This window comes from Sulfurimonas gotlandica GD1, assembly GCF_000242915.1.
Lineage (GTDB): Bacteria > Campylobacterota > Campylobacteria > Campylobacterales > Sulfurimonadaceae > Sulfurimonas > Sulfurimonas gotlandica.
This window is the reverse complement of record NZ_AFRZ01000001.1, coordinates 2480349-2502929: the sequence shown is the minus strand read 5'-3', so window position 1 is coordinate 2502929 and position 22581 is coordinate 2480349. Positions and strand designations below refer to the sequence as shown.

Sequence of the window (22581 nt, the reverse complement as noted above, 5' to 3'; positions counted from 1 at the left end):
ATAGCAATTAATAGAGCTTTTAGTGACACATAAGTGACACAATTTGTTATCAATGTTTAAATCATCTTCTATTAAAATTCACTTTACTATTCAAAGGGAGTCCGTATATGGTTGAAAATATTCTAAAGAGAGATGGCACACACAAAGAGTTCTTATCTTTTAAAATCGAAGATGCAATTAAAAAAGCTTTTAAGAGTGAGAATATCACTTATGACAGTTCTATCTTTTTTAATGTACTTGATCGTTTAAAAAACAAACGTGTTGTTGCTGTTGAAGACATCCAAGATGCTATAGAAAAAGAGCTTTACAAAGGAAGATACTTCGATGTTATGCGCTCTTTCATCCTTTACAGACATATGCACAAGATGCAAAGAGACTCTCTTTTAGATGAAGATACAACTTACATAAACTCTACTCAGACCATAGAAGAGTACATCAATAAAAGTGACTGGAGAATCAAAGCAAACTCTAACACTGGTTACTCAAATGCAGGACTTGTAAACAACACTGCTGGAAAAGTAATTGCTAACTACTGGCTTGATAAGATCTACTCAAAAGAAGAGGGTCACGCGCACAGAGACGGTGACTATCATATTCACGATTTAGACTGTCTTACTGGTTACTGTGCAGGCTGGAGTCTTCGTGTTCTTTTAGATGAAGGTTTTAACGGTGTTCGTGGGAGAGTTGAGAGTGATGCGCCTAAGCATTTCCGTGAAGCTCTTGGACAGATGGCTAACTTTCTTGGCATCTTACAGAGTGAGTGGGCAGGTGCTCAGGCATTTTCATCTTTTGATACTTACTTAGCTCCTTACGTTTTTCGTGACAAGCTTCCGTATAAAGAAATTAAAAAAGCTGTAAGAAGTTTTATCTATAACCTAAATGTACCTGCACGTTGGGGTCAGTCTCCATTTACAAATGTAACTATTGACTGGACTGTTCCTGATGATCTTAAAGATCAGTTCCCTACATCTAAACAGCTTCACCTGTTTAAGAACCTTCTTGACAGTGAACTAGAAGCTGAAGCTAAGATAAGAGGCTGTAACTCTTTAGAAAATATGACATACAAATACTTTCAACCGGAAATGAACCTTATAAACAAAGCTTATTATGAGATTATGACAGAGGGTGACAAGACAGGTCAACCTTTTACATTTCCTATTCCTACTGTAAATATTACAGAAGATTTTGACTGGTATGGTGAAAATACTGATATTCTTTTTGAAAACACGGCAAAAATAGGTTCATCATACTTTCAAAATTTCATCGGTTCTCAATACAAAAGAGATGCTGATGGAAACCTTGTAGAAAACGAAGAAGCATATAAACCTGGACATGTTAGAAGTATGTGCTGTAGACTGCAACTTGACCTAAGAGAGCTGCTTAAACGTGGTGGCGGTCTTTTTGGAAGTGCTGAGATGACTGGTAGTATCGGTGTTGTAACACTGAATATGGCTAGACTCGGTTTCCTTTACAAAGGTGACAAAGAAGCTCTTATGATTCGCATCGACCAACTTATGAACCATGCGAAAAACACTTTAGAGAAAAAACGTGTCTTCATCCAAGAGATGTATGACAGAGGACTTTTCCCATACACTCAGAGATACTTACCAGGTTTTAAAAACCACTTCTCAACTATCGGTGTAAACGGAATCAATGAGATGATAAGAAACTTCACTTCAGATGCTTATGATGTTAGCTCAGAAGCAGGAATAGAACTAGCGACTGAACTTTTAAACCATATGAGAGATAGAATGGTTGAGTTTCAAGAAGACACTGGGAACCTTTACAACCTTGAAGCTACACCTGCTGAAGGAACTACATACAGATTTGCTAAAGAAGACAAGAAGAGATACGGTGACTCGATTTTACAAGCTGGAATGGGTGAGAATATTTACTATACTAATTCATCTCAGATTCCGGTTGATTTAACTAACGATCCGTTTGAAGCACTGACGCTTCAAGACGACTTGCAGTGTAAATATACAGGCGGAACAGTTCTGCATCTATACATGAAAGAACAAGTTAGTTCAACTGAAGCGTGTAGAAAGTTAGTGAAAAATGTTATCTCTAACTTTAGGCTTCCATACATAACTGTTACACCTCTTTTCTCAGTTTGTCCAAAACACGGATACATTACTGGAGAGCATGAGTACTGCCCGAAATGTGATGAAGAATTGATTCACGAGCAAGAAAACCTGAAACTAGAAATTTCATAAACCAAACCAAAAACAAAAGGAAATATATTATTATGAGTAAAAATGAAGCATTAGCATTACTAAAAGACAAAAGACAAAAATGTATTGTATACACAAGAGTTATGGGTTACCACAGACCAGTAGAGAGTTTCAATGTAGGAAAAACTGGTGAGCATAAACAACGAAAGCAATTCACTGAGTGCTAAAAAATCAGTCTATGATGTAACAAAATTCACTCATGTTGACTATCCTGACCATCTAGCTTGTATAGTGTGGTTTAGCGGATGCAACATGAGATGCGACTACTGTTACAACAAAGCAATTGTTTTTTCCAACAGTGGAAGCTATACCATTGATGAAGTTTTAGAGTTTTTACACTCAAGAGTGAACCTTTTAGAGGCTGTAGTCCTCTCTGGCGGAGAAGCAAGTTCACATGACTTGGTAGAGTTTTGTAAAGCCGTAAAAAAACTTGGCTTTAAGATAAAACTAGACACTAATGGAACATATTTTTCAAAAGTAAAAGAGCTCGTAGAGCTAGAATTGCTCGATTTTGTAGCACTTGACTACAAAGCACCAAAAGAGAAGTTTACACAAATCACCCACTCAAACAAGTATGATGAGTTTTCAAAGACACTGGACTTTCTCATAAATAACTTCAAAGATTTTGAAGCAAGAACAACTCTTCACAACGACCTACTCAGCGAAGATGACATAAACGACATCATAAAAGATCTAGTTAAAAGAGGTTATGACAAAAACTACTACATACAAAAGTTTCAAGATACAGGAGAGAGCATAGGTAACCTAGAAGCTGCATCTAACTCTTTTGACGCTTCACTTCTCTCAGACAGACTAAATATTGTCTGGCGTTAACATATATCAATAAATTTATAATAATTATTAGATAGAATAAAGCATAAGAAATATCGGAGTTGATTTTTATGCAAACAGAAGAACCAAAACTAAACAAACGTGAAAGATACAAAGCCAGACTTAGACCAATTGACTACTTTGAAGAGTTTGAAGACCTTGACTTCGAGAACCTAGGAGAGGGAGATAGATTTTTCCTTCAAGATTTTGGTATCTTTACTACTGACTTTTTAGAAGATGAGTTTACTATGCGTCTTCGTGTTCCCGCAGGAAGAATTACAACTGAACAATTTTCTTATATAGCTGACGTAGTTGAAGAGTTTGACTTAACTGTCATCACAACTGCTAGAGGCGGTCTACAACTTCATGATATTGATGTTGATGATGTTTTGGCAATTTGGAAAAAACTAAATTCTCATGGTCTTACAACATGGCAGAGTTTTGGTGATAACATCAGAAATATCGTTTCAGATGCTTTTGATGGTCGCGGAAAATACAGCGAAATAGAAGCTTATCCTATCATCATGCAGATGCAAGATTACATAGTTAAAAATCCTCGCTATGTTGGGATGCTTCCTCGTCGTGTATCTATCGGCATCTCAGGAAACAGCGCAAGTGTTACATCATTTTTCGCAAATGATCTCTACTTTGCGCTAGCTAAAAAGAATGATGTTTACGGTTTTAATGTTTACATGGGCGGTAAAAATACAGATATTGCTCAAGATGCAGATATCTTTTTACTAGAGACGCAAGTATTTGACTTTTTCAAAGCTTTCGTAGAAGCATTTTACCTTCACGGTTCACGCTTTTCTCGCTCTAAAACTCGTCTCTTTTATCTTATAGAAGATATTGGACTGAATGTTTTAAAGGCCCACATAGAAAAAGAGTATGGAAAAGCTTTTGAGCATGGCGGAGAGCTGCAACTGGAGAAAAAATTATTCTCTGCTCATGAAGAGCTAAAAGACGGAACTTTCTCTTACTGCTACCAGACAGACTTTGCTCGCCTAAACGTAGATGAGATGAAAGAGATCTCAAAGTTTGCATCCCAAAACAGTGTGGAGATAAGAATCGGGGTTGATCAGAACATCTACCTTCTTGGTCTAAAAGAAGCATCTACACCGTTTGCATCTCCAAAAGAGAGCTCGACTATCATCACTTGTGCAGGAAGCCTCTGCCCTTATTCATTTTGGAGTATCAAGAACGAAACTCAATACCTGCCACTTACTAAGATAGCAGAGCATGGCATCACAGTCGGTTTTTCCGGATGTATCAAAGGTTGTGGAAGACACAGACATACAGACATAGGTCTGGTTGGTTTAAAGACTAACAACTTTGGCGACACAGATGGAGGTGCAAGAATCTTCATAGGTGCTGTACACACAACAGGTCAGAGTGTAGGACGTATGCTCTTTTCTATGGTTCCACTTGTGCATCTGTATGAGACACTAGAACTTATCATAAAGTTATACGAACTCAGCGAATACAGCAACTTCGAAGAGTTCTCAGATGCCATACTTAACAAGTTTTCAGAAGAGTTCTTGGCTCTATGGGTTTTAGCAAACCTTCAAAGTGGAAAAGCTCTAAAACTTGAACCGACGAGTTCAGGATTTGAGTACGAAAAAAGTCTGCTAAAAACTAACTTCGCTGATGTAGACTTTTTAGAGCCGATAGATGAAGAATTCTCTCACTCTATAAGTGCTATGGCTAAAAAGCTATGGACAGTAGCAGGAGAAGATCCTACATACAAACCGAAGATAAATAGGGTTAATTTTCGCTAATGAAAATCAACTTTCTAATCTTTTTAACACTACTACTATTTTTCTCTGCATGCTCTACCACTCGTGTCGGTGGACATTCAGACGGCAAGCATCACGGTGTCGGAGTAAAGACAAAAGTCCTCAAATTCTAAGTAAATTTCTTCTCAAATATAAATCTCTTTAATAATATATGATATCATTTAGCTATGAATATTTTAAACAATCTAGATACTTTTATTGAGTTGATACCGGATTTAGCATTTTTTAAAAACATGGATGGTGTGTATACTCACTGTAACAGCACATATCTTAGTTTTGTCAATAAAAATAGAGAAGAGATCATTGGCAAAACAGGCTTTGAGATACATTCATGTGAGAATGCGAGTAATATCCAAAAAATCGATAATGAAATATTGACAAGTAATAAGACTAAATCTTTTGAAGAGACCTTCATCAATAAAGATGGATCTATTACATATTTTCACACAACAAAGCAGGTTTTACATAATCATCTTTCGGAGAAGCTTGGACTTTTTTGTATTCTCAGAGATATCACCTCAGAAAAAGAGTATCAATTAATATATGAAGACAATGAACTACTATTAGAGAATATTGCAAGTCATGACGATTTATCTTTAATCCTCAACGATATAGTAAACTTGGCAGAAGAGAGAAATAAAAACACCATGTGTTCTATCCTCTTACTAAATGAAAGTAAAAAAAATCTTTTAAATGGAGCTGCTCCAAGTCTACCTGATTTTTACAATAAAGCTATAAATGGTATAGAAATCGGTGAAAAGGTAGGTTCATGCGGTAGTGCAGTCTATAAACAAGAGCGAGTTATAGTTGAAGATATCGATACACATGAAAACTGGCAACCATATTTAGCGTTAACTCAAAAAGCAAATCTACATGCCTGCTGGTCTGAGCCTATATTCTCTTCAAGAGATGAGATACTTGGAAGCTTTGCAATTTACAATAACAAAGTAAAAAAACCTAGTGACTTTGAACTAAAACTTATTAGCTCTTATGCTCATTTAGCCTCTCTTGCTATTGAAAAAGAAAATCATAGCAAAGCGATAAAAGAATCAAATGAAAGACTAAAAGAGCTTGCAATAAAAGACTACTTAACAGGTCTATATAACCGTTCTAAACTAGATAATTCTTTAGAGTATCAAATCAAACGCTCAAAACGATACGAAAGTGTTTTTGGTGTAATCATGATGGACATAGACTACTTTAAATCAGTAAATGACAAACATGGTCACCAAGTCGGAGACAAGGTTCTCTTAGAGTTTGCTAAAGTACTTACAGATATATCAAGAGAGACAGATATCGTAGGTAGATGGGGCGGAGAAGAGTTCCTTATTATCATAGAAAATGCAGACAAAGATGGCATTACAAATCTAGCTCATAAGATAAGGGAGACTATCGAGATGCATGACTTTCCTGTTGTAAAACGCAAAACTGCAAGTCTTGGTGTAACAATCTATAATAAAGATGAAAAGATCAACGAGCTTATCGGTAGAGTTGACAAAGCACTCTATAAAGCAAAAAACAGTGGAAGAAACCAAGTTCAATATCTATAAATTCTAGTATAATCCCCTCATGCAAAACCTACCTATAAACCAAGTACTGCCTCAAGTAAAAAAAGAGCTTCTAACTTCCAATCGACTCGTACTTCAGGCACCTCCTGGAGCTGGAAAAACTACGGCACTTCCTTTGGCTCTTTTGGATGAAGCTTGGCTGAAAGATAAAATAATCATCATGCTAGAACCTCGTCGCTTGGCAGTTCGCTCTTGTGCATCTCGTATGGCAGAGCTTTTGGGTGAGAAGGTAGGAGAGAGGATTGGCTACCAGATAAAAATGGAGTCAGTAAAAAGCAAGAAGACGAAGATACTCATAGTCACAGAAGGTATCCTAACTAGAAAACTGCAAGCTGACCCTAGTCTAGAAGATGTTGCTTTAGTTATCTTTGATGAGTTTCATGAGAGAAGTATCCACGCGGATTTGTCTTTGGCTCTTTCACTGGAATCACAATCGCTAATACGAGAAGACCTAAAAATACTTGTTATGTCTGCCACTTTAAACACTCATGCTATTTGTGGTCTTTTAGAAAACGCTCCACTCATCGAGAGTGAGGGTCGTTCTTACCCAGTAGAGAGCATCTACCTAGATGCTAAAACAAAAGAGCCGACAAAAAGAGAATTTCCAACTTTTGCTTCTAAACTTATAACAGATGTTTTAAAAAGTGAAGATGGAAACATGCTTGTCTTTTTACCTGGAATAGCTGAGATAAAAAAAACTCAGATGCTCATAAACGAGACTCTAAAAAAGACTAACAACACAGATATTTTTGTCTCATCTCTTTATGGAAACCTCTCTAAAGAAGAGCAAGACAGAGCCATAAAAGCCCCGCCAAAAGGCAAAAGAAAAATAGTTCTAGCTACTAACATAGCACAAACAAGTCTAACTATAGAGGGCATTAAAATAGTCATAGACTCAGGTCTTGCTAACTCTTCTGTTTTTAACTCCAGTTCAGGGATGAACAAACTTCAAAGCTCTTTTATCTCGCAAGACTCTGCCACTCAAAGAGCCGGTCGTGCTGGACGTTTGAGTGCCGGTAAGTGTTACCACCTTTGGCACAAAGGAAAAATACTTCTAAAACATGACAAACCCGAGATACTATCAACTGACCTAACACAGATGCTGCTAGAACTTTCTCTTTGGGGAAATGAAGAGATAAGCGAACTTCGGTGGATGGACTTACCGCCTGAGGGTGCTATGATTCATGCTAAAGAGCTTTTGTTTGAACTCGGAGCCATAGATGCAAACGCTAAAATAACAAAACACGGAAAAGAGATGTGCTCTTTTGGTGTGCATCCACGCCTAGCGCACATGATGATAAAAGCTAAGGAGATGCAACTCTCGTATGAAGCTTCACTTGTGTGTGTTCTTATACAAGAAAAAGATATCTACACCTCATCGTACAGATCTTCAGATATAAGAGAAAGAGTCTCTGTTTTACATGATGTAAGCTGTGGCATCCCCATAAATGCATCTCACATAGATATAAAAAATTGTAAGTTCTTACTTCAAAGTGCTTCTAAGATTGAGAAGAGGCAAAAGTGTGATGTCAACTTAGAGATGATAGGTGTACTTCTTGCTCTAGCCTACCCTGAGAGAGTCTCAAAACGAAGAGAAAAGAACAGTTGCTCATATCTTCTGGCAAATAAAAAAGGTGCATATCTACACCAAGAAGATGAACTTTTTGATTCTGAATATTTAGTCATCTGTGACTTGGATGCCAGAGGTGACAAGGTGAATGGCGTAGGCAGAGAGGGTACCCTGTGGCAAAATGCACTTATATATAAAGCGGCATCTATAGATAAGTCTCAGATAGAACTCTATTTAAAAGAAAACATAGAGACTAAAGAGTCTCTTTCTTGGAACTCTGAGCTTCAAAGAGTCGAGGCTAGAAAGAGAAGCTATTTTGGAAGTATAGTTATAAATGAGACTCAGATGCAAAGCAGTTCCAATGAAGAAGTATCCAAAGTTTTGCTAGATGGTATACGAGAGTCAGGATTAGACTCTCTGGCATGGACAAAAGACTCGCTTGGTCTCAGACATCGTATTAACTTCGTAAATGCTCACAAGGCTCTTAAAATGAGTTGTGAGTTTCCAGACTTTTGCGATGAGCATCTACTAGATACTATGGATGAGTGGTTACTCCCTTACATTGAAGGTAAAAACTCTTTAAAGTCTCTTTCATCTCTAAACCTCTATTCTATACTCTCAGGATTACTAACATGGGAGCAGATGCAATCCCTTGACGCTTTAGCACCTGCGAAGATACAAGTAGCAAGCGGTTCTAATATCTTTATAGACTATTCAGATGCAGATAAGCCCATACTGGCGGTTAGACTTCAAGAGATGTTTGGCACTCAAAATACACCTGCAGTACTAAATGGGAAAGTAAAGCTAATGATCCACCTGCTCTCTCCAGCATCCAAACCTATGCAAATAACACAAGACTTAGAGAGCTTTTGGGCAAACACTTACGATGACGTAAAAAAAGAACTACGAGGAAAATACAAAAGACACTACTGGCCGGATGACCCATTAACAGCTCAGGCTACGAGTAAGACTAAAAAAAATATGCACAAATAATATTATGAAAAAAATCTGAGCTTATAACCAAGCCCTTTTACGTTGATGATTAGTGTTTTAGAGGTCTTGCCTCTTAGACGTCTTACAAAAGTTCTAAGTCTCTCATCACTAACACTCTCATCCCAGATGCTTACCTTGATAGTTTCATCATCTAGTATAGTGTTCTCATTTTCTACAAGAAGTGTTATAAACTTCTTCTCATTTTTAGATAAGGCTACAAACCTTGACTCTTTGTAAAGTGCATGAGTAGTTTTATTAAAACTAAAACCGTCACAAAGCTCTACTATCTTACTGCCAAGCTCATCAGCAATGGAGGAGATGTATTCAAGTATCTCATCTGGATCATAAGGTTTCAAAAAGTACTTTGCCACTCCTACGTCTATGGCATTAAAAAGCTTTTCTCTCTCACTAAAGGCACTTAAGATAATTACAGGCACGTTAGGATTTAGCTTTTTCAACTCTCCTGCCATCTCTAGTCCTGTGAGTTTAGGCATATTGATATCTGTTATAACAATATCAGGAGATATCTGCATGAACTTTTCTAAGCCTTCTTTACCGTCTTTAGCAATGGTAAAACTGTGAAAGCTATCGCCTATGGCACCCTTTAGCAGTCTGGCAATATTCTCTTCATCTTCAACAAGAAGCACCCGTAGGCTTTTTAAGGACTTATCTCTCATCGCTAACCAACGGTATCTTTATACTAAAGGTTGTTACACCCTTCTTACTTCTTACATCCAAGTGTCCAGCCATACCCTGCTCGCAAATCATCTTTGACATAAAAAGACCAAGTCCTGTTCCACTACTCTGATGCTTCGTCGTAAAGTATGGTTCAAAGATATTGTCAATATTTTCTTTTTTTATACCGCCTGCGTTATCTTCAACTTCTATGAGAGCGAAGTTATCTTCTTTTTTTGTTGTAATACTTATTTCTCGTATAAGGATGCTATTAGTCACAAAGGCATCTTTTGCATTTTTGATTATGTTTATTATTACTTGTGTCAGTTCATTTGAGATGCCAAGAACTGTTAAGTTTTCAAAATTGGTCTTTACACTTATCATCTCAGATTCTAGCATTTTGTCTAAAAGGCTTAAAGATTCATTTATGCTGTCACTTATGTTAAAAGGATGTTTCTCTTTTTGAGGATTGAAGAAGTTAGTAAAGTCATCTATGGTCTGAGACATATTTTTAATGATGTTCTTGCTTTCACCGTAAAGCTCTGTTAGTACATCTGTTTTATTATCAAGTGCTGCTTTTTTCATATTAAACATCGCAAGGTTTAGCTCTGTTAGCGGTTGTCTCCACTGATGTGCTACATTTGCCAGCATCTGACCAAGAGATGCTTGGCGTGATTGTAAAAACATCACCTTTTGCTTCTCTTCATTTTTAGAGACTTCGTCTTTTACACGTTGCTCTAGTGTAATATTAAGCTCTTCCAACTCTTTTGTTTTGTCTTGTACACGCATCTCTAGAGTCTGGTTTAACTCTTCTAACTCTTTTTCTTTTTGTTGAAGTTGCTCTTTGTAAAAGACCTCATTAGTAACATCGTAACGTATAGCAATAAACTCAGCTATCTTGTCATCTTCGTCGAGTATGGGAATTACTGTAGTATTTACATAAAAAGTGGAGCCATCTTTTGCGAGGTTTTTAACAGTATCTTTGTAGATTTTTTTCTCTAATATGGTGTCCCATAGAGCTTTAAATCTTGATGCAGGTACATCTGGATGTCGTACAATGTTATGGTTTTTACCTATAAGTTCATCTTTGGAGTAACCGGAAATCTTGCAAAATTCATCATTTACAAATGTGATAATGCCTTCTACATCTGTTCTTGAGATGATATTGCTTTTTTCAATGGCTTCTTTGTACTGTTTTAACATGTTGTGATTATATCATAGCAGTTAAATTTTCTGCTTGATTAATAACCAATAATCATATATTCACCACAGAGATGCTATACTAATCCATGATTAATATCTCAGGCAATAAGCATCTTGACATTATTTTACCAAGCACAAATAAGGCTTTAAATGAAGCAATTAAGAGTGCAACACCACAAGAACTTGAGGTTATTACAAAAAGTAAAGACCTAAAATCAGTTGTAAACTCCCTCCTAAATGAGAGCTCTAAAAGTTCTGCATCTGACAAGGTACTTTTAGAACTACTAAAAAATAACCCAACTTTAAAAGATCTTGGAAATGTTTCTACAACTATTAAAGAGCTTCTTAACTCTTTAAAGGCCACTCAAGAGTCTATGCCCATGGATAAAATCCTTAGTAAATTTATTGCCGATATGAAAAAACTTAGTGATATGCCTAGCAGTGAAAAGCATGTTAGCAACAAGAGTGCATTAACTGCTTCTTCAACCACGCAAAATACACAGACTCCGCAAGGAGAGATAAAAGAGACACTTAAATCACTGCTTAGCATAGTTGAAAAAAGCTCTTCATTTCCTGTTAAATCTTTGAGTTTGGAGATAAAAAATCTTATAAACAGTGAAGCACTTAAAAATCCTTCTACACCTCCAACTCCACAGTCGCAAGCGCAACTTAGCAAGGGAATTGACAACCTTATAAAAAATATGCAGTCAAACATTAAAGATCTTGATCTTTCAAGCCTAAAAGATGCACTAAATAGCTCAATAGCTGATAAAACTAAAGCTCCACTTCCTATAGAAAAAGTACTAAAAGAGTTTTTAGGAGACATAAAACAACTAAGCAGCGAAGGTGCGCTGAAGAGCAAAATTACAGACTCAGGTGTGTTTTTAGAATCAAAGCTAAAAAATGCACAAAACCCGCAGCTAGAACTTAAAGAGACTCTAAAATCACTCCAAGCTATAGTTGAAAAGAGTTCTGTGTATCCTGTTAAATCTTTGAGTAAGCATATCGATACTCTTTTAAATAGCAACATACTTAAAAATGTTTCTAACTCAGCTTTGACACAGGCAGTTCCAGATGATAAAAAAGCCATGGCACAAGTAGTAAAAGGTCTTGAAAATATTGTTGAAACCCTTAAAACAAATATTAAAGAAGGTGATTCTACAACTAGCAAAGCATTTAATACCTTGATTGAAAAACTCCAACACCAGATGCAGCCAAAACTCTTAACTCCTGAGAACTTTAAACTCTCATCTATCCAAGGAACTATGCAGCAACTCCTGCCTCATTTACAAATGAGTGCACTTCCTGAAGCAAAGGGTCTACTGGATGCTTTAGTAAAAATACTGCAAATGAAACCAAACACATCTCTTGAGCACTTTACAAATTCTAAAACACCTCAAGAACTTCAAAGTGCAATGCAACCTCTAAAAGATGTAATGGGTAAAGCTGATTCTCTTTTTTCAAAAGATATAGGATTGATTTTAAATAAGCTAAACTCGCTAAACAGTACACAAAAACTCTCTAGTGATAATAATATAAAAGAGATGCTCTCAAACGACCTAAAAGCTCTACTGCTAAAAACCAGCAGTGAGATTGCAAAATCATCACATCCAAATCAAGCTGAAATTCTAAAGAATCTTGATAAGTTATCACTACAAATAGACTACTACCAGCTTATGTCGCATCTATCAAATTCTTCATCTCTATATCTTCCATTTTCTTGGGATGCCCTAGAACAGGGAAATATAAACCTCAAAAAAGGCGAAGACGAGAAGTTTTACTGTGACATAGAACTAAAACTAAAAGAGTATGGAGAGTTGAGCCTAAGACTGGTTTTATATGAAGAAAACCAACTAAATATGCAGATACTCTCAGATAACGCTGAATTTAAAGAGATTATTAAAGAAAATATACCTTCTCTTCGCTCAGCTTTAATAGAGTCTCAGATCACACCTAGAGAAATACGTATCCTAGATGCAACAAAAAAAGTTCCCGCATCACCTTATGAAAGCTCACATGAAAATATCAACGTAGGATTTGAGATAAAAGCATGAGAAAGGCAGCCGCACTTAGATACAACATAGACAAAGAGTCTGCACCTCGTGTAGTTGCAAAAGGTCAAGGCAAAAGTGCAGAAAATATTATTAAAATCGCTGAGCTTCATAACCTTCCTATAAAAAAAGATGAAGATCTTATGGAACTGCTCTCAAAAGTAGAGCTAGACAAAGAAGTTCCTGCAGCTTTATACAAAGCAGTGGCGGAAGTTTTTAGTTTTATTTATAAAACCACAAATAAATCATAATTTTTTGATAATTTTACTTTAATTTTACATACTTCAGATAGAATCTAACTATTAAATTATAGGTAGTTATTATGAAAGAAGAAGTTTCTTGTAAAACTTTAGAAGATGTTTCACTTATTGAAGTACCTATTACTCCTGATGAGTATAATGAGATTTTAGACATTCAACAAAATATACTTAATATGATAGCTTCAAGAGGCTATTGTACAGATATACTTTCACAACTATGCATACTCGCTGAGCGACTGCTTCCAAACTCAGTAGCCTCAATAATGCTTGTAGACAAAGCTACTGGGCTTATGAGTGTTTTATCTGCTCCATCTGTACCTCAAGCAGGTCATGATGCTCTTGCAAACTTAAAACCTGGAGTTGGCGGTGGATCATGTGGAAATGCAGTTTTTCATAATGAACCTCAATATGTACAAGACACTTTTACTGATGGCAGATGGCAAGACATTCGTAAACTCGCAATTGATTTTAATCTTTGTGCATGTTGGTCTATGCCCATTCGTGATGAAGACAATAATCCTATTGGGTCTTTTGCACTATCTTCATTTGAGCATAGATCACCTGCTCCATTTCACAAAAAACTTCTCCAAACTGCCGCTTCTATTGTTAGCATGATAATGAAAAATAGAAAAATAGAAAAACGTATCAAACTCTTTGCAACTGCTGCTCAAAATGCAGCAGAGGGAATGATAATCACAAATAAAGAAAACAAAATAATAGAAGTAAACCAAGCATTTGAAGATATTTACGGATATACAGAAGCAGAAGTCATTGGGCACAATCCAAATATTTTTGCTTCTAAAAAACATGATGAAAAATTTTATAGTGATATGTGGGAAAGCATCCATAATGACTCTAAATGGGCTGGTGAAATCATAAATAAACGCGCTGATGGCTCTGAAATAGTCCAGTGGATGAGTGTTAGTGCACTATATGATGAGCATGATAAAGGCTACAACTATCTTGCCGTATTCAGTGATCTTACAGAACTTAAAAAGTCACAAAAACAAGTTGAAGACATGGCTTTCAGGGACTCATTGACCGGTCTTTGTAACAAGACTCATCTCGAACAACTACTAAAATCAGATGAGCAAAAAAACCTTCTACTTTTAAACGTAAATAATTTCAGTTACATTAATACTGCCTATGGTTTTGAAGTAGGAGATAAACTACTTATAAAACTTGCAAATATACTTCAAAATAATTTCAACGCAAATAGTACATGTAGAATAAACTCAGATGAATTTGCTCTTTTGTTTTATGAAGATATAGATATTACACATACAACAGCTGAGATTCAAGAGTACTTCTACAACAAAGAAATTGTGATTGACAACATCACTCTTAATATATCATTTACATATGGTGCAGCTCATGGGTGTGATTATCTTCTAAGAAACAGCGCCTTAGCTCTAAAACAAGCTAAAGAGAGCGGAAAAAATAATCTATATATTTTCAACCAAGATGCAGACAGCATTGGTCACTCACAAAGAGAGTCTTTCATCGCTTCAAACAACCTTCTACACAATGCACTTAGTGAAGGAAGAGTTATTCCATTTTATCAAGGTATAAGAAACAATATAACTAATGAAATCACAAAATATGAAGTCCTTGCCAGAATAGAAAAAGATGGAGAAATAATATCTCCGTATGAATTTTTAGAACCAGCTCGTCTATCAGGTTTACTTCCAGAGATAACTAAAGCTATAATAGATAAAAGCTTTAATTTTATGGCTTCAAACAACTACTCTTTTTCTATAAATATCACAGAAGATGATTTGAGCAAAAACTATCTTCTTGAGTATCTAAATGAAAAAGAGCTAGAGTATGGAATAGAAAGTGAACGTGTTATATTAGAAATCTTGGAGGGTGTCAGTGCAAATGGTAAAAAGAACCATATAAAGCAACTGACTCAACTAAAAAATAGAGGTTATTCTATCGCTATAGATGATTTTGGTTCAGAATATTCTAACTTTGAGAGAGTTTTAGACTTGGATATTGACTTTTTAAAAATAGATGCAAAATATATAAAAGACATACATAAAAACTCAAAAAGTTATGAGGTTACACGTGCCATAGTATTTTTTGCAAAAAATGCGCACATACCATGTATTGCCGAATTTGTCCATAATGCTGAAGTTCAAAAGATCATAGAAGATTTAGGGATTGAATACTCACAAGGTTACCATTTCAGTGAGCCTTCACCAAAGCTTATAGACTAAAATCTTTAAGTATTTCTTGAATCCCCTCTGCTGGTAACGGGCGAGAATAGTAATATCCCTGTATCTTGCTACAACCATTTTCTAAAACGAAATCCCTTTGCTCTTTAGTCTCTACACCTTCTGCAATAACATCTAAGTTCAGACTTTTAGAAATTGCTATAACTGCCTTTACAATAGCATTGTCATCTTCACTACCTGGGATATCTCTTATAAAAGATTGATCTATTTTTAGCTTATCTATTGGTAATTTTTTTAAATATGAGAGAGATGAATATCCTGTACCAAAATCATCTATGGCAATTTTTATGCCTAGCTCACTTATTTCTTTAAGTTTAACTGCTGCATCTTTTGGTTTTCTCATAACATCATTTTCAGTAATTTCCAACTCCAACCATTCACTTTTAAAATCATACTTACTCATATTGTGCTTTAAAATTATAATAAAGGTATCATGATTTAACTGTTTTATAGCTAGGTTTAAAGATAAAATACCTGGATTCAATCCATCTCTACGCCACTCTGAGACCTGCATCATTGCTATCTCCATAACAAGTATATCAATATCTACAATAAGCCCTGTATCTTCTGCCAGAGGTATAAATTTTGCAGGTGATACTAAACCTAATGTAGGATGTTCCCATCTAACCAAAGCTTCCATTCCTACAAGCTTTTTATTTTTTGCATCTATCTGTGGTTGATAGTGAACAACAAACTCTTTTTTGATAATGGCCTGCTTTAGACTAGCAACCATAATAACTCTCTCAAAAGCCAATTCTGTCATCTCTTTGGAGTAGAACTGAAAATTATTTCGTCCTTCAGACTTTGCCTTATACATAGCGGTATCTGCGTACTTTAAAAGATTATTTAAATCTGTGCTATCTTGAGGAAATAGACTAATTCCTATACTGCTAGAGAGGTATAGATTTTGATTATTTACAGAGATTGGCTCTAGTAAGACTTTTAGAATTTTTTGTGAGAAAAAAATTACATACTGTATATTTTTAATATCTTCCATAATAATAGTAAACTCATCACCACCAAGACGAGCAAGGGTGTCTTCTAAACGAATAACCAGATTCAGTCTAGTTGCAACAACCTTAAGGACTTCATCTCCTATATGGTGGCCAAGAGAGTCATTTATTTCTTTAAAATGGTCTAAATCAATAAAAAACAGTGCTATCTGCGTATCGTTTCTTTTTGCTTTTTGTATGCTTTGCTCAAGTCTGTCATTAAATAAAATACGATTTGGTAAGCCGGTAAGTGCATCGTGTGTCGCTTGATGTTCTAAGATATCTTTTTGTTCAAGAAGTTCATTTTGCATCTCTTCTTGCTTTTTAATATACTCTGATACACTATGCTGTTCTAAAATTATTTGTTTAAAATTATTTGCGTAACGTCGCCCAGAAGAAAGATTATAATAAATAGCTACTATGATTAATATTGTACCTATTCTATATACATCTGCATCTTGTTGCACAATCCACACTAATGCACTTCCAAGCATTGTTATAACATAAAATGCATAGATGCTAAATGATTCACCTAATGTATAAAGACCTCCAGCACTAAGCCCCACAGAAATACATAAAATTAAAAAATGGTACTCAATAGATAAGTTGTCAAAAAAAAATATCATCAAACCAAAGGCTAGACCGCTTAAAAACATACATCTTCTGTATTTACTAAGCCAGCTATTAATATCTACCAAATCAACAAGGCTCTCTCTTACTTTGTTGTACTCATTACGAAGATAGAGTCGTCTGGAAAGAATAAGCAAATGAGAGATAAAACCAAAAGCAATAATCAAAGGTGGTATATTATTCCAAAAAAGAAGTGAAGATAAGAGTAACACTATAAAATGACCGCTTATGCCATTCTTGGAATTATCATATATACGGTCAACAGTTGCTTTTGTAACATATTTCTGCATGGATAAGTTCATATAAATTCTTTATAATATATTTAAACATTCTATCCTATGGTATTATATATTATATAAAACTGCACTTATATTAACTATTTTAGTTTACCCCAGTTATCGCCTATGTTCATACTTGCTTCGAGAGGAATATTTAACTCATATATATTTTCCATAATTTCTTTAAACCTGTTTCCAAGCATCTCGGCTTCATCTGCATCTACTTCAAAAATAAGTTCATCGTGAATTTGTAAAAGCATTTTTGCATTTAGTTTTTCTTCTTTTATAACTGTTGCTATCTTATTCATGGATAGTTTTATAAGGTCAGATGCACTACCCTGAAACACACTGTTTACAGACTCTCTATCGTATGCTGCTCTAAACATCGGAGATGCTGTTTCATAATCAAAATATCTACGTCTTTTTAACAGTGTCTCAACATAGCCCATCTCTTTTGAATTATCTACAATAGAGCGAAAATAAGTTTTTACTGTTGGAAATGATTCAAAATATTTCTCTATGATTTCCTTAGCCTCTTTAGTTGTGATGCCCAAAGTCTCTGAGAGTTTTTTCTGTCCCATTCCATAAAGAAGCCCAAAGTTTACAGTCTTTGCAACCGCTCTTTTGCTAGGAGCTTCTTCCTCACCAAAAAGAGCTATAGCAGTCTGTAAGTGAATATCTTTGTTCGCTCTGAATGCATCTACTAAAACAGCATCTTGAGAAAAGTGAGCAAGAAGTCTAAGCTCGATTTGAGAGTAATCTATACCTATAAGCTTTTTACCCTCAGGTGCTACAAACGCTTCTCTTATTTTCAAGCCTTGTGAAGTTCTTGCCGGTATATTTTGAAGGTTTGGATTTTTTGAACTAAGTCTTCCTGTCGCTGTTCCAGTTTGAACAAAGGAAGTATGGATACGTCCTTCTTTATCTTCAAGACTTAGTTTTAAAAGAGGTTCAATATAAGTTGAGTAAAGCTTATAGATCTCGCGGTACTCTAAGAGTGATGATATTATCTCATGCTTATCTTTTAATGAACTCAGAACATTCTCATCAGTTGAGTAACCTGTCTTTGTTTTTTTACCAACAGGAAGCCCAAGATGCTCAAATAAAATAACACCAAGCTGTTTTGTTGAGTTAATGTTAAACTCAGTACCGGCTTGTTCATAAATAGTTTTAGTCAAGTTTAAAAGTGTCTCTTTAACTTCAACTAAAAACACTTCTAAGAACTCAGCATCTACTCTAATGCCATCTTTTTCCATACCCAAAAGTGTAGTTATAAAAGGTACTTCTACATTTTGTGACTCATCTATGAGGTGTGTTGCATCTTGAAGTTTTAGCTTTTCGTTAAAAAGATTAAAAAGTTTTAGAGTTATGTATGCATCTTCAGCTGCGTATTTAGAAGCGTCTTCTAGTTCAACAGATGCAAAAGTCTCACCTTTTTTCACTGTGTCTTTAAAACCGAGCATCGTGTGATCTAACAGTTTGTCTGATAATTTATCAAGACCTAAAGCACTTTCTGGATTTATCAGCCATGCTAGTATCATAGAGTCTGAATAAATATTTAGCATATCATCATTTAAAAATCTACTTACAAAGTGTAGGTCAAACTTGATGTTGTGACCTACAACTTTTGAGTTGAATATTTTTTTCATAGCCAAAGCTGCATCTTTTTCACTTATCTGATCAGGAACACCTAAATAAAAGTGTGCGAATGGCACATAAAAAGCCTCATCATCATTAAAGCTAAAACTAAAACCTACTAACTTGTCTTTTTCATAATCAAGACCTGTTGTCTCAGTATCAAAAGCAACAATAGTTTCTGGTTTTAAAGCTTGTAAAACTTTTTGCAACTCTTCATTATCTGTAATAAGTGTAGCTTTAAAATCAAGATTTTTAGTTTCTTTTACCTCTTCAACTCTCAAAACAGCTTCTTCTTTAGCTTCGTCACTAACCATATTCTTAGCATGAAGGACTCTAAGTATTGCATTTTGCTCATACTGCACAAGTTCATCATAGATATTTAAAAATGGATGTTCAACATCCATCTTGTACTCTTCAAAGTCAAATTCTTCTAAAATATCATCTCTAAGCGTCACAAGCACTTTTGACATGTAAGCCTCATCTTGTGAGTCTCTTAACTTCTTTTGAATGCCAGGAGGCTTAATTTCATCTATATTTGCATATATATTATCTAGGTCGCCATACTGAACTAAAAGTTTCTCAGCACCAACTTTTCCAATACCTTTAACACCTGGAACATTATCTGCACTATCTCCAAGAATAGACTGATAATCTATAAACTGCTTTGGAGTTACCCCATACTTAAGAAAACATGCATCTTCATCCATGCTCTTGCGCTTTATAGCATCTACTACTACAACTCTGCCATCATCTATAAGCTGATACAGGTCTTTATCGTGAGATACAACTCGAACATTGTAACCCTTTTCTTTTGCATGTTTTACAACCGTTGCAATAAGATCATCTGCTTCAAAACCAACTTGACCTAAAGTTTTATAACCCATCTTATCTATCCACTCGATAGCAATAGGGAGTTGCATAGTAAGTTCTTCTGGAGGAGCAGTACGATTTGCTTTATAGTTTGGGTCTACTTCATTTCTGAATGTATTACCTTTAGTATCGATTGCAAAAATCAGATAGTCACTGTCATGCTGTTTTTGTAGAGTTGATATAAAGTTTGTAAAACCAGTTAAAAGCCCGGTTGGAAAACCGTCTTTGTTTTTTAAATGTTGTGGGAGTGCATAAAAACTACGAAAGAAAAAACCAAAAGTATCTATTACGGTAACTGTTTTAATCATTCATACCCTCTGCTGTTTCTATATGGCTCTCTGTCATTTCTTCTATTACCTTTTCTAAAACACTTCTTTGATATCCGGCATCTTCAGCCAGCTTAAGACCAAAGTTTATAGATCTCTCAGATAGTGGCTGATTTACTGGAAGAATAGTTTTTACAATATTTAGTGCCGTTGAATATTCTCTTAACTCTTCTGGTGCTTCTTTTGGGTTATCTGCAAATCTAATCATCTCAATAAACTCTCTATCAAATCCCCAGTGCTCAAATACTTCTGCAGTAATTTCAGAAGTTGTAACTCCTATATAAGCCTTCTCAACCATTGCCAAGTTGTTTGAATTCTCAATCTCTGATTTAAAGCTGATAGTTTCATCATCTTGAATAATTGCACTTGCTATAAGTATTTTCCCTGTCTCTTGCAAAAATGCACTTAGATAAAGTTTATCTGCTTTTTCTTTGTTTATATTTTTATACCATTTATGAATAAATGCAGCTTGCATACTTGATACATCTGCAAACTTCTCAGAAGTGATGCCGTATGGTTGCATATCAACATTTAGCAGTTTTCTAACAGAGTTCCCAAGAGCGATAGTACGAGTCATACCCATACCAAAAAGACTAACTGCCTGTGCGACATTTCTAATCTCTCTACCAAAGCTATACAAAGGTGAATTTGCCACTTTTAAAAGGTTTGCTACAATCATAGGATCATGTTCAATTACCTTAGCCAAATCATGTATAGAGGCATCTTCATTTGCATAAATTTTATTAATATCTACAATTGTTTTTGAGAGTGGAGGAAGCGACTTTATACTATCGACAATCGAGCTTTTCATACCAAGCCTTTTTTAAAGTTATTATATCACTTTTTTATGAAATACCACACGATTCTTTCCAAGATGTTTTGCCTCATACATGGCATTGTCTGCACACTTAAGAATCTCTTCTAAATTATCACCATCCCTTGGGAGAATTGCAACACCAATACTTACCCCAACATGGTGAGAAAAACTGTTAACAACGATGGGCTCATTTATCTCTTGTAGAACTCTTTTAAGTAGACTTTCTAAATGATCTAAACTGTTTTCATTGTTTTCCTGCACACCTCTAACTAATATAACAAACTCATCTCCACCTATTCTTCCTGCAATATCAAAACTTCGTATAGATTTTAGTATTCTATGAGATACAGTCTTTAAAACTTCATCGCCATGGTCATGACCATGTGTGTCATTTATTACTTTAAAATCATCTAAATCAAGAAAAAGCAGTGCTGATTCAAAGTTATTTCTTCTTGTATAATTTATCTCCTGAGAAATTCTATCGTTTATATTTTGACGGTTTGCGAGACCTGTCAGAGTGTCATAAAAGGCTAAATGTTCAATCTCTTTTTGCTTTTGTTTTAAGGGGGTAATATCTCTATCTATCCCTCTATATCCCAATATTTTTCCTCTCTCATCAAAAAAAGGTGTACCGCTGGTTAGAAGATATACTTCATGCCCGTCTTTATGTATATTTATATTTTCCAAGTTAACTATTCTTTCTTCTTGTTCTATAAGTTTCATAAACTTTACAGCAACTTTTTTTGCTTCTTCAGTAGTCATAAAATCAAAAGGTGTTTTTCCAACTACTTCCTGGCTTGTATATCCCAAAATATTCTCAACTTGTTTACTGGCATATTTATATACTCCATGTGCATTTACTTCCCAAATGAAGTCATCACTACTCTCTACCAGTTGTTGAAACCTATGCTCGCTATATTGAATATGTTTCTGATGTTTTGCATCGTATCTTTTTAAAATGAAATATAAAATTATTATAAGTAAAATTACTGCGAATGAACTCATCATAGCGGTTTGATAAAGAGGTTTTATGTGGCGACTATAAGGCTGTTCAACAACAAGTCCCCATTTAGTATTTGCTATTGGGTGGTAGGAAGCAAAAACCTTTTCATTTTTATAATTCAGTTCTACACTTACTCCACTCTTCCCTGATAGTGCTTTTCGCATTGGAATGACTAAATAAGAGTCTTTCAATTTTACTGGAGGTGGTTTTAGACCAGAATAAGCTATAAAATCTATATGATCATCATATATCATTCCTAACAAATATTCTAGTTGAAGTTCTTTTTCATCAAGAGATTGAAATGTATTTTGGACTTGAGAAATTGTTGCAGTTGAGGGGAGATACGCAAATTCTTTTTCTTTTGAATACTCTCTGTCAAAGCTAGCAACATTAGAAATCATACTAGATATAACAGCAGATTTCTCAAAAAGAAATGCCTTCTTCTCATCCTTAAGTCTATCATAAAGATAAAGACTAAAAACTAACATAATTACGAGAATAGGAGTAATTATAGTAACTAGTATTTTTAAGAATTTTTTATTAAAATTACCATCCATAGAGCACTCCTGTACTTAATACTACACTTATTTAGATATAAAAAAACTT

16 protein-coding genes are annotated in these 22581 nt (G+C 35.1%); 10 read left to right on the top strand and 6 right to left on the bottom strand.

The features are described 5' to 3' along the window. Nucleotides 1–107 precede the first annotated feature (107 nt). The 7 genes from SMGD1_RS12320 (at nucleotide 108) to hrpB (ending at nucleotide 8992) form a co-directional block, all read left to right on the top strand. On the top strand, nucleotides 108–2216 hold the full coding sequence (locus SMGD1_RS12320) for a ribonucleoside triphosphate reductase (protein WP_008339824.1): 2109 nt from the start codon (nucleotides 108–110) through the stop codon (nucleotides 2214–2216). A gap of 32 nt (nucleotides 2217–2248) precedes the next feature. Continuing rightward, nucleotides 2249–2401, top strand: coding sequence for an anaerobic ribonucleoside-triphosphate reductase (gene nrdD / locus SMGD1_RS15070; RefSeq protein WP_008339701.1), 153 nt, complete (start codon nucleotides 2249–2251; stop codon nucleotides 2399–2401). After that, nucleotides 2364–3068: an anaerobic ribonucleoside-triphosphate reductase activating protein gene (locus tag SMGD1_RS12310; RefSeq protein WP_008339744.1), complete on the top strand. Its 705-nt coding sequence runs from the start codon at nucleotides 2364–2366 to the stop codon at nucleotides 3066–3068. Before nrdD ends, SMGD1_RS12310 begins: the two co-directional genes overlap by 38 nt. A 68-nt stretch (nucleotides 3069–3136) precedes the next feature. Further along, on the top strand, nucleotides 3137–4843 hold the full coding sequence (locus SMGD1_RS12305; protein ID WP_008341462.1) for a nitrite/sulfite reductase: 1707 nt from the start codon (nucleotides 3137–3139) through the stop codon (nucleotides 4841–4843). Beyond that, nucleotides 4843–4974, top strand: coding sequence for a hypothetical protein (locus SMGD1_RS15065; protein WP_008339712.1), 132 nt, complete (start codon nucleotides 4843–4845; stop codon nucleotides 4972–4974). Before SMGD1_RS12305 ends, SMGD1_RS15065 begins: the two co-directional genes overlap by 1 nt. Before the next feature lie 54 nt (nucleotides 4975–5028). Beyond that, nucleotides 5029–6411: a sensor domain-containing diguanylate cyclase gene (locus tag SMGD1_RS12300; protein WP_008339755.1), complete on the top strand. Its 1383-nt coding sequence runs from the start codon at nucleotides 5029–5031 to the stop codon at nucleotides 6409–6411. A 19-nt stretch (nucleotides 6412–6430) separates the two neighbouring features. Next, entirely contained in the window at nucleotides 6431–8992 is a 2562-nt protein-coding gene (hrpB, locus tag SMGD1_RS12295; RefSeq protein ID WP_008339764.1) for an ATP-dependent helicase HrpB, read from the top strand. A gap of 2 nt (nucleotides 8993–8994) precedes the next feature. Here hrpB and SMGD1_RS12290 read toward each other — a convergent pair whose 3' ends face one another. Then, nucleotides 8995–9669: a response regulator transcription factor gene (locus SMGD1_RS12290; protein ID WP_241761487.1), complete on the bottom strand. Its 675-nt coding sequence runs from the start codon at nucleotides 9667–9669 to the stop codon at nucleotides 8995–8997. Then, on the bottom strand, nucleotides 9659–10870 hold the full coding sequence (locus SMGD1_RS12285; protein ID WP_008339689.1) for a PAS domain-containing sensor histidine kinase: 1212 nt from the start codon (nucleotides 10868–10870) through the stop codon (nucleotides 9659–9661). The genes SMGD1_RS12290 and SMGD1_RS12285 overlap by 11 nt, the downstream gene beginning before the upstream one ends. Nucleotides 10871–10956: 86 nt before the next feature. On the opposite strand from SMGD1_RS12285, the gene fliK reads away from it, so the two are divergent. From fliK to SMGD1_RS12270, 3 genes are all read left to right on the top strand, one after another. Next, nucleotides 10957–12924, top strand: coding sequence for a flagellar hook-length control protein FliK (fliK, locus tag SMGD1_RS12280; RefSeq protein WP_008339631.1), 1968 nt, complete (start codon nucleotides 10957–10959; stop codon nucleotides 12922–12924). Beyond that, nucleotides 12921–13172, top strand: coding sequence for an EscU/YscU/HrcU family type III secretion system export apparatus switch protein (locus SMGD1_RS12275; protein ID WP_008339735.1), 252 nt, complete (start codon nucleotides 12921–12923; stop codon nucleotides 13170–13172). The genes fliK and SMGD1_RS12275 overlap by 4 nt, the downstream gene beginning before the upstream one ends. A gap of 71 nt (nucleotides 13173–13243) precedes the next feature. Then, nucleotides 13244–15403 carry a sensor domain-containing diguanylate cyclase gene (locus tag SMGD1_RS12270; protein WP_008339668.1) on the top strand — a complete coding sequence of 720 codons (2160 nt, stop codon included), beginning with the start codon at nucleotides 13244–13246 and terminating at the stop codon, nucleotides 15401–15403. Here the strand turns inward: SMGD1_RS12270 and SMGD1_RS12265 are convergent. The 4 genes from SMGD1_RS12265 to SMGD1_RS12250 all read right to left on the bottom strand — a co-directional run bounded on the left by SMGD1_RS12265 (nucleotide 15393) and on the right by SMGD1_RS12250 (nucleotide 22532). Next, nucleotides 15393–17345: a putative bifunctional diguanylate cyclase/phosphodiesterase gene (locus tag SMGD1_RS12265; protein ID WP_008339795.1), complete on the bottom strand. Its 1953-nt coding sequence runs from the start codon at nucleotides 17343–17345 to the stop codon at nucleotides 15393–15395. The two genes, SMGD1_RS12270 and SMGD1_RS12265, sit on opposite strands and share 11 nt — an antisense overlap. Nucleotides 17346–17419: 74 nt before the next feature. After that, entirely contained in the window at nucleotides 17420–20137 is a 2718-nt protein-coding gene (gene polA, locus SMGD1_RS12260) for a DNA polymerase I (protein WP_008339844.1), read from the bottom strand. Next, nucleotides 20130–20966 carry an HDOD domain-containing protein gene (locus SMGD1_RS12255; protein WP_008339790.1) on the bottom strand — a complete coding sequence of 279 codons (837 nt, stop codon included), beginning with the start codon at nucleotides 20964–20966 and terminating at the stop codon, nucleotides 20130–20132. Before SMGD1_RS12255 ends, polA begins: the two co-directional genes overlap by 8 nt. A gap of 21 nt (nucleotides 20967–20987) precedes the next feature. Then, nucleotides 20988–22532 carry a diguanylate cyclase domain-containing protein gene (locus tag SMGD1_RS12250; RefSeq protein WP_008339791.1) on the bottom strand — a complete coding sequence of 515 codons (1545 nt, stop codon included), beginning with the start codon at nucleotides 22530–22532 and terminating at the stop codon, nucleotides 20988–20990. Nucleotides 22533–22581 lie beyond the last annotated feature (49 nt).

What these genes read in the sequence shown, in the direction of transcription:
- SMGD1_RS12270 (WP_008339668.1), top strand. Translation starts at nt 13,244, where the DNA reads ATGAAAGAAGAAGTTTCTTGTAAAACTTTAGAAGATGTTTCACTTATT.
- SMGD1_RS12265 (WP_008339795.1), bottom strand. Translation starts at nt 17,345, where the DNA reads ATGAACTTATCCATGCAGAAATATGTTACAAAAGCAACTGTTGACCGT.
- hrpB (WP_008339764.1), top strand. Translation starts at nt 6,431, where the DNA reads ATGCAAAACCTACCTATAAACCAAGTACTGCCTCAAGTAAAAAAAGAG.
- SMGD1_RS12290 (WP_241761487.1), bottom strand. Translation starts at nt 9,669, where the DNA reads ATGAGAGATAAGTCCTTAAAAAGCCTACGGGTGCTTCTTGTTGAAGAT.
- SMGD1_RS12255 (WP_008339790.1), bottom strand. Translation starts at nt 20,966, where the DNA reads ATGAAAAGCTCGATTGTCGATAGTATAAAGTCGCTTCCTCCACTCTCA.
- fliK (WP_008339631.1), top strand. Translation starts at nt 10,957, where the DNA reads ATGATTAATATCTCAGGCAATAAGCATCTTGACATTATTTTACCAAGC.
- nrdD (WP_008339701.1), top strand. Translation starts at nt 2,249, where the DNA reads ATGAGTAAAAATGAAGCATTAGCATTACTAAAAGACAAAAGACAAAAA.
- polA (WP_008339844.1), bottom strand. Translation starts at nt 20,137, where the DNA reads ATGATTAAAACAGTTACCGTAATAGATACTTTTGGTTTTTTCTTTCGT.
- SMGD1_RS12250 (WP_008339791.1), bottom strand. Translation starts at nt 22,532, where the DNA reads ATGGATGGTAATTTTAATAAAAAATTCTTAAAAATACTAGTTACTATA.
- SMGD1_RS15065 (WP_008339712.1), top strand. Translation starts at nt 4,843, where the DNA reads ATGAAAATCAACTTTCTAATCTTTTTAACACTACTACTATTTTTCTCT.
- SMGD1_RS12320 (WP_008339824.1), top strand. Translation starts at nt 108, where the DNA reads ATGGTTGAAAATATTCTAAAGAGAGATGGCACACACAAAGAGTTCTTA.
- SMGD1_RS12305 (WP_008341462.1), top strand. Translation starts at nt 3,137, where the DNA reads ATGCAAACAGAAGAACCAAAACTAAACAAACGTGAAAGATACAAAGCC.
- SMGD1_RS12285 (WP_008339689.1), bottom strand. Translation starts at nt 10,870, where the DNA reads ATGTTAAAACAGTACAAAGAAGCCATTGAAAAAAGCAATATCATCTCA.
- SMGD1_RS12275 (WP_008339735.1), top strand. Translation starts at nt 12,921, where the DNA reads ATGAGAAAGGCAGCCGCACTTAGATACAACATAGACAAAGAGTCTGCA.
- SMGD1_RS12300 (WP_008339755.1), top strand. Translation starts at nt 5,029, where the DNA reads ATGAATATTTTAAACAATCTAGATACTTTTATTGAGTTGATACCGGAT.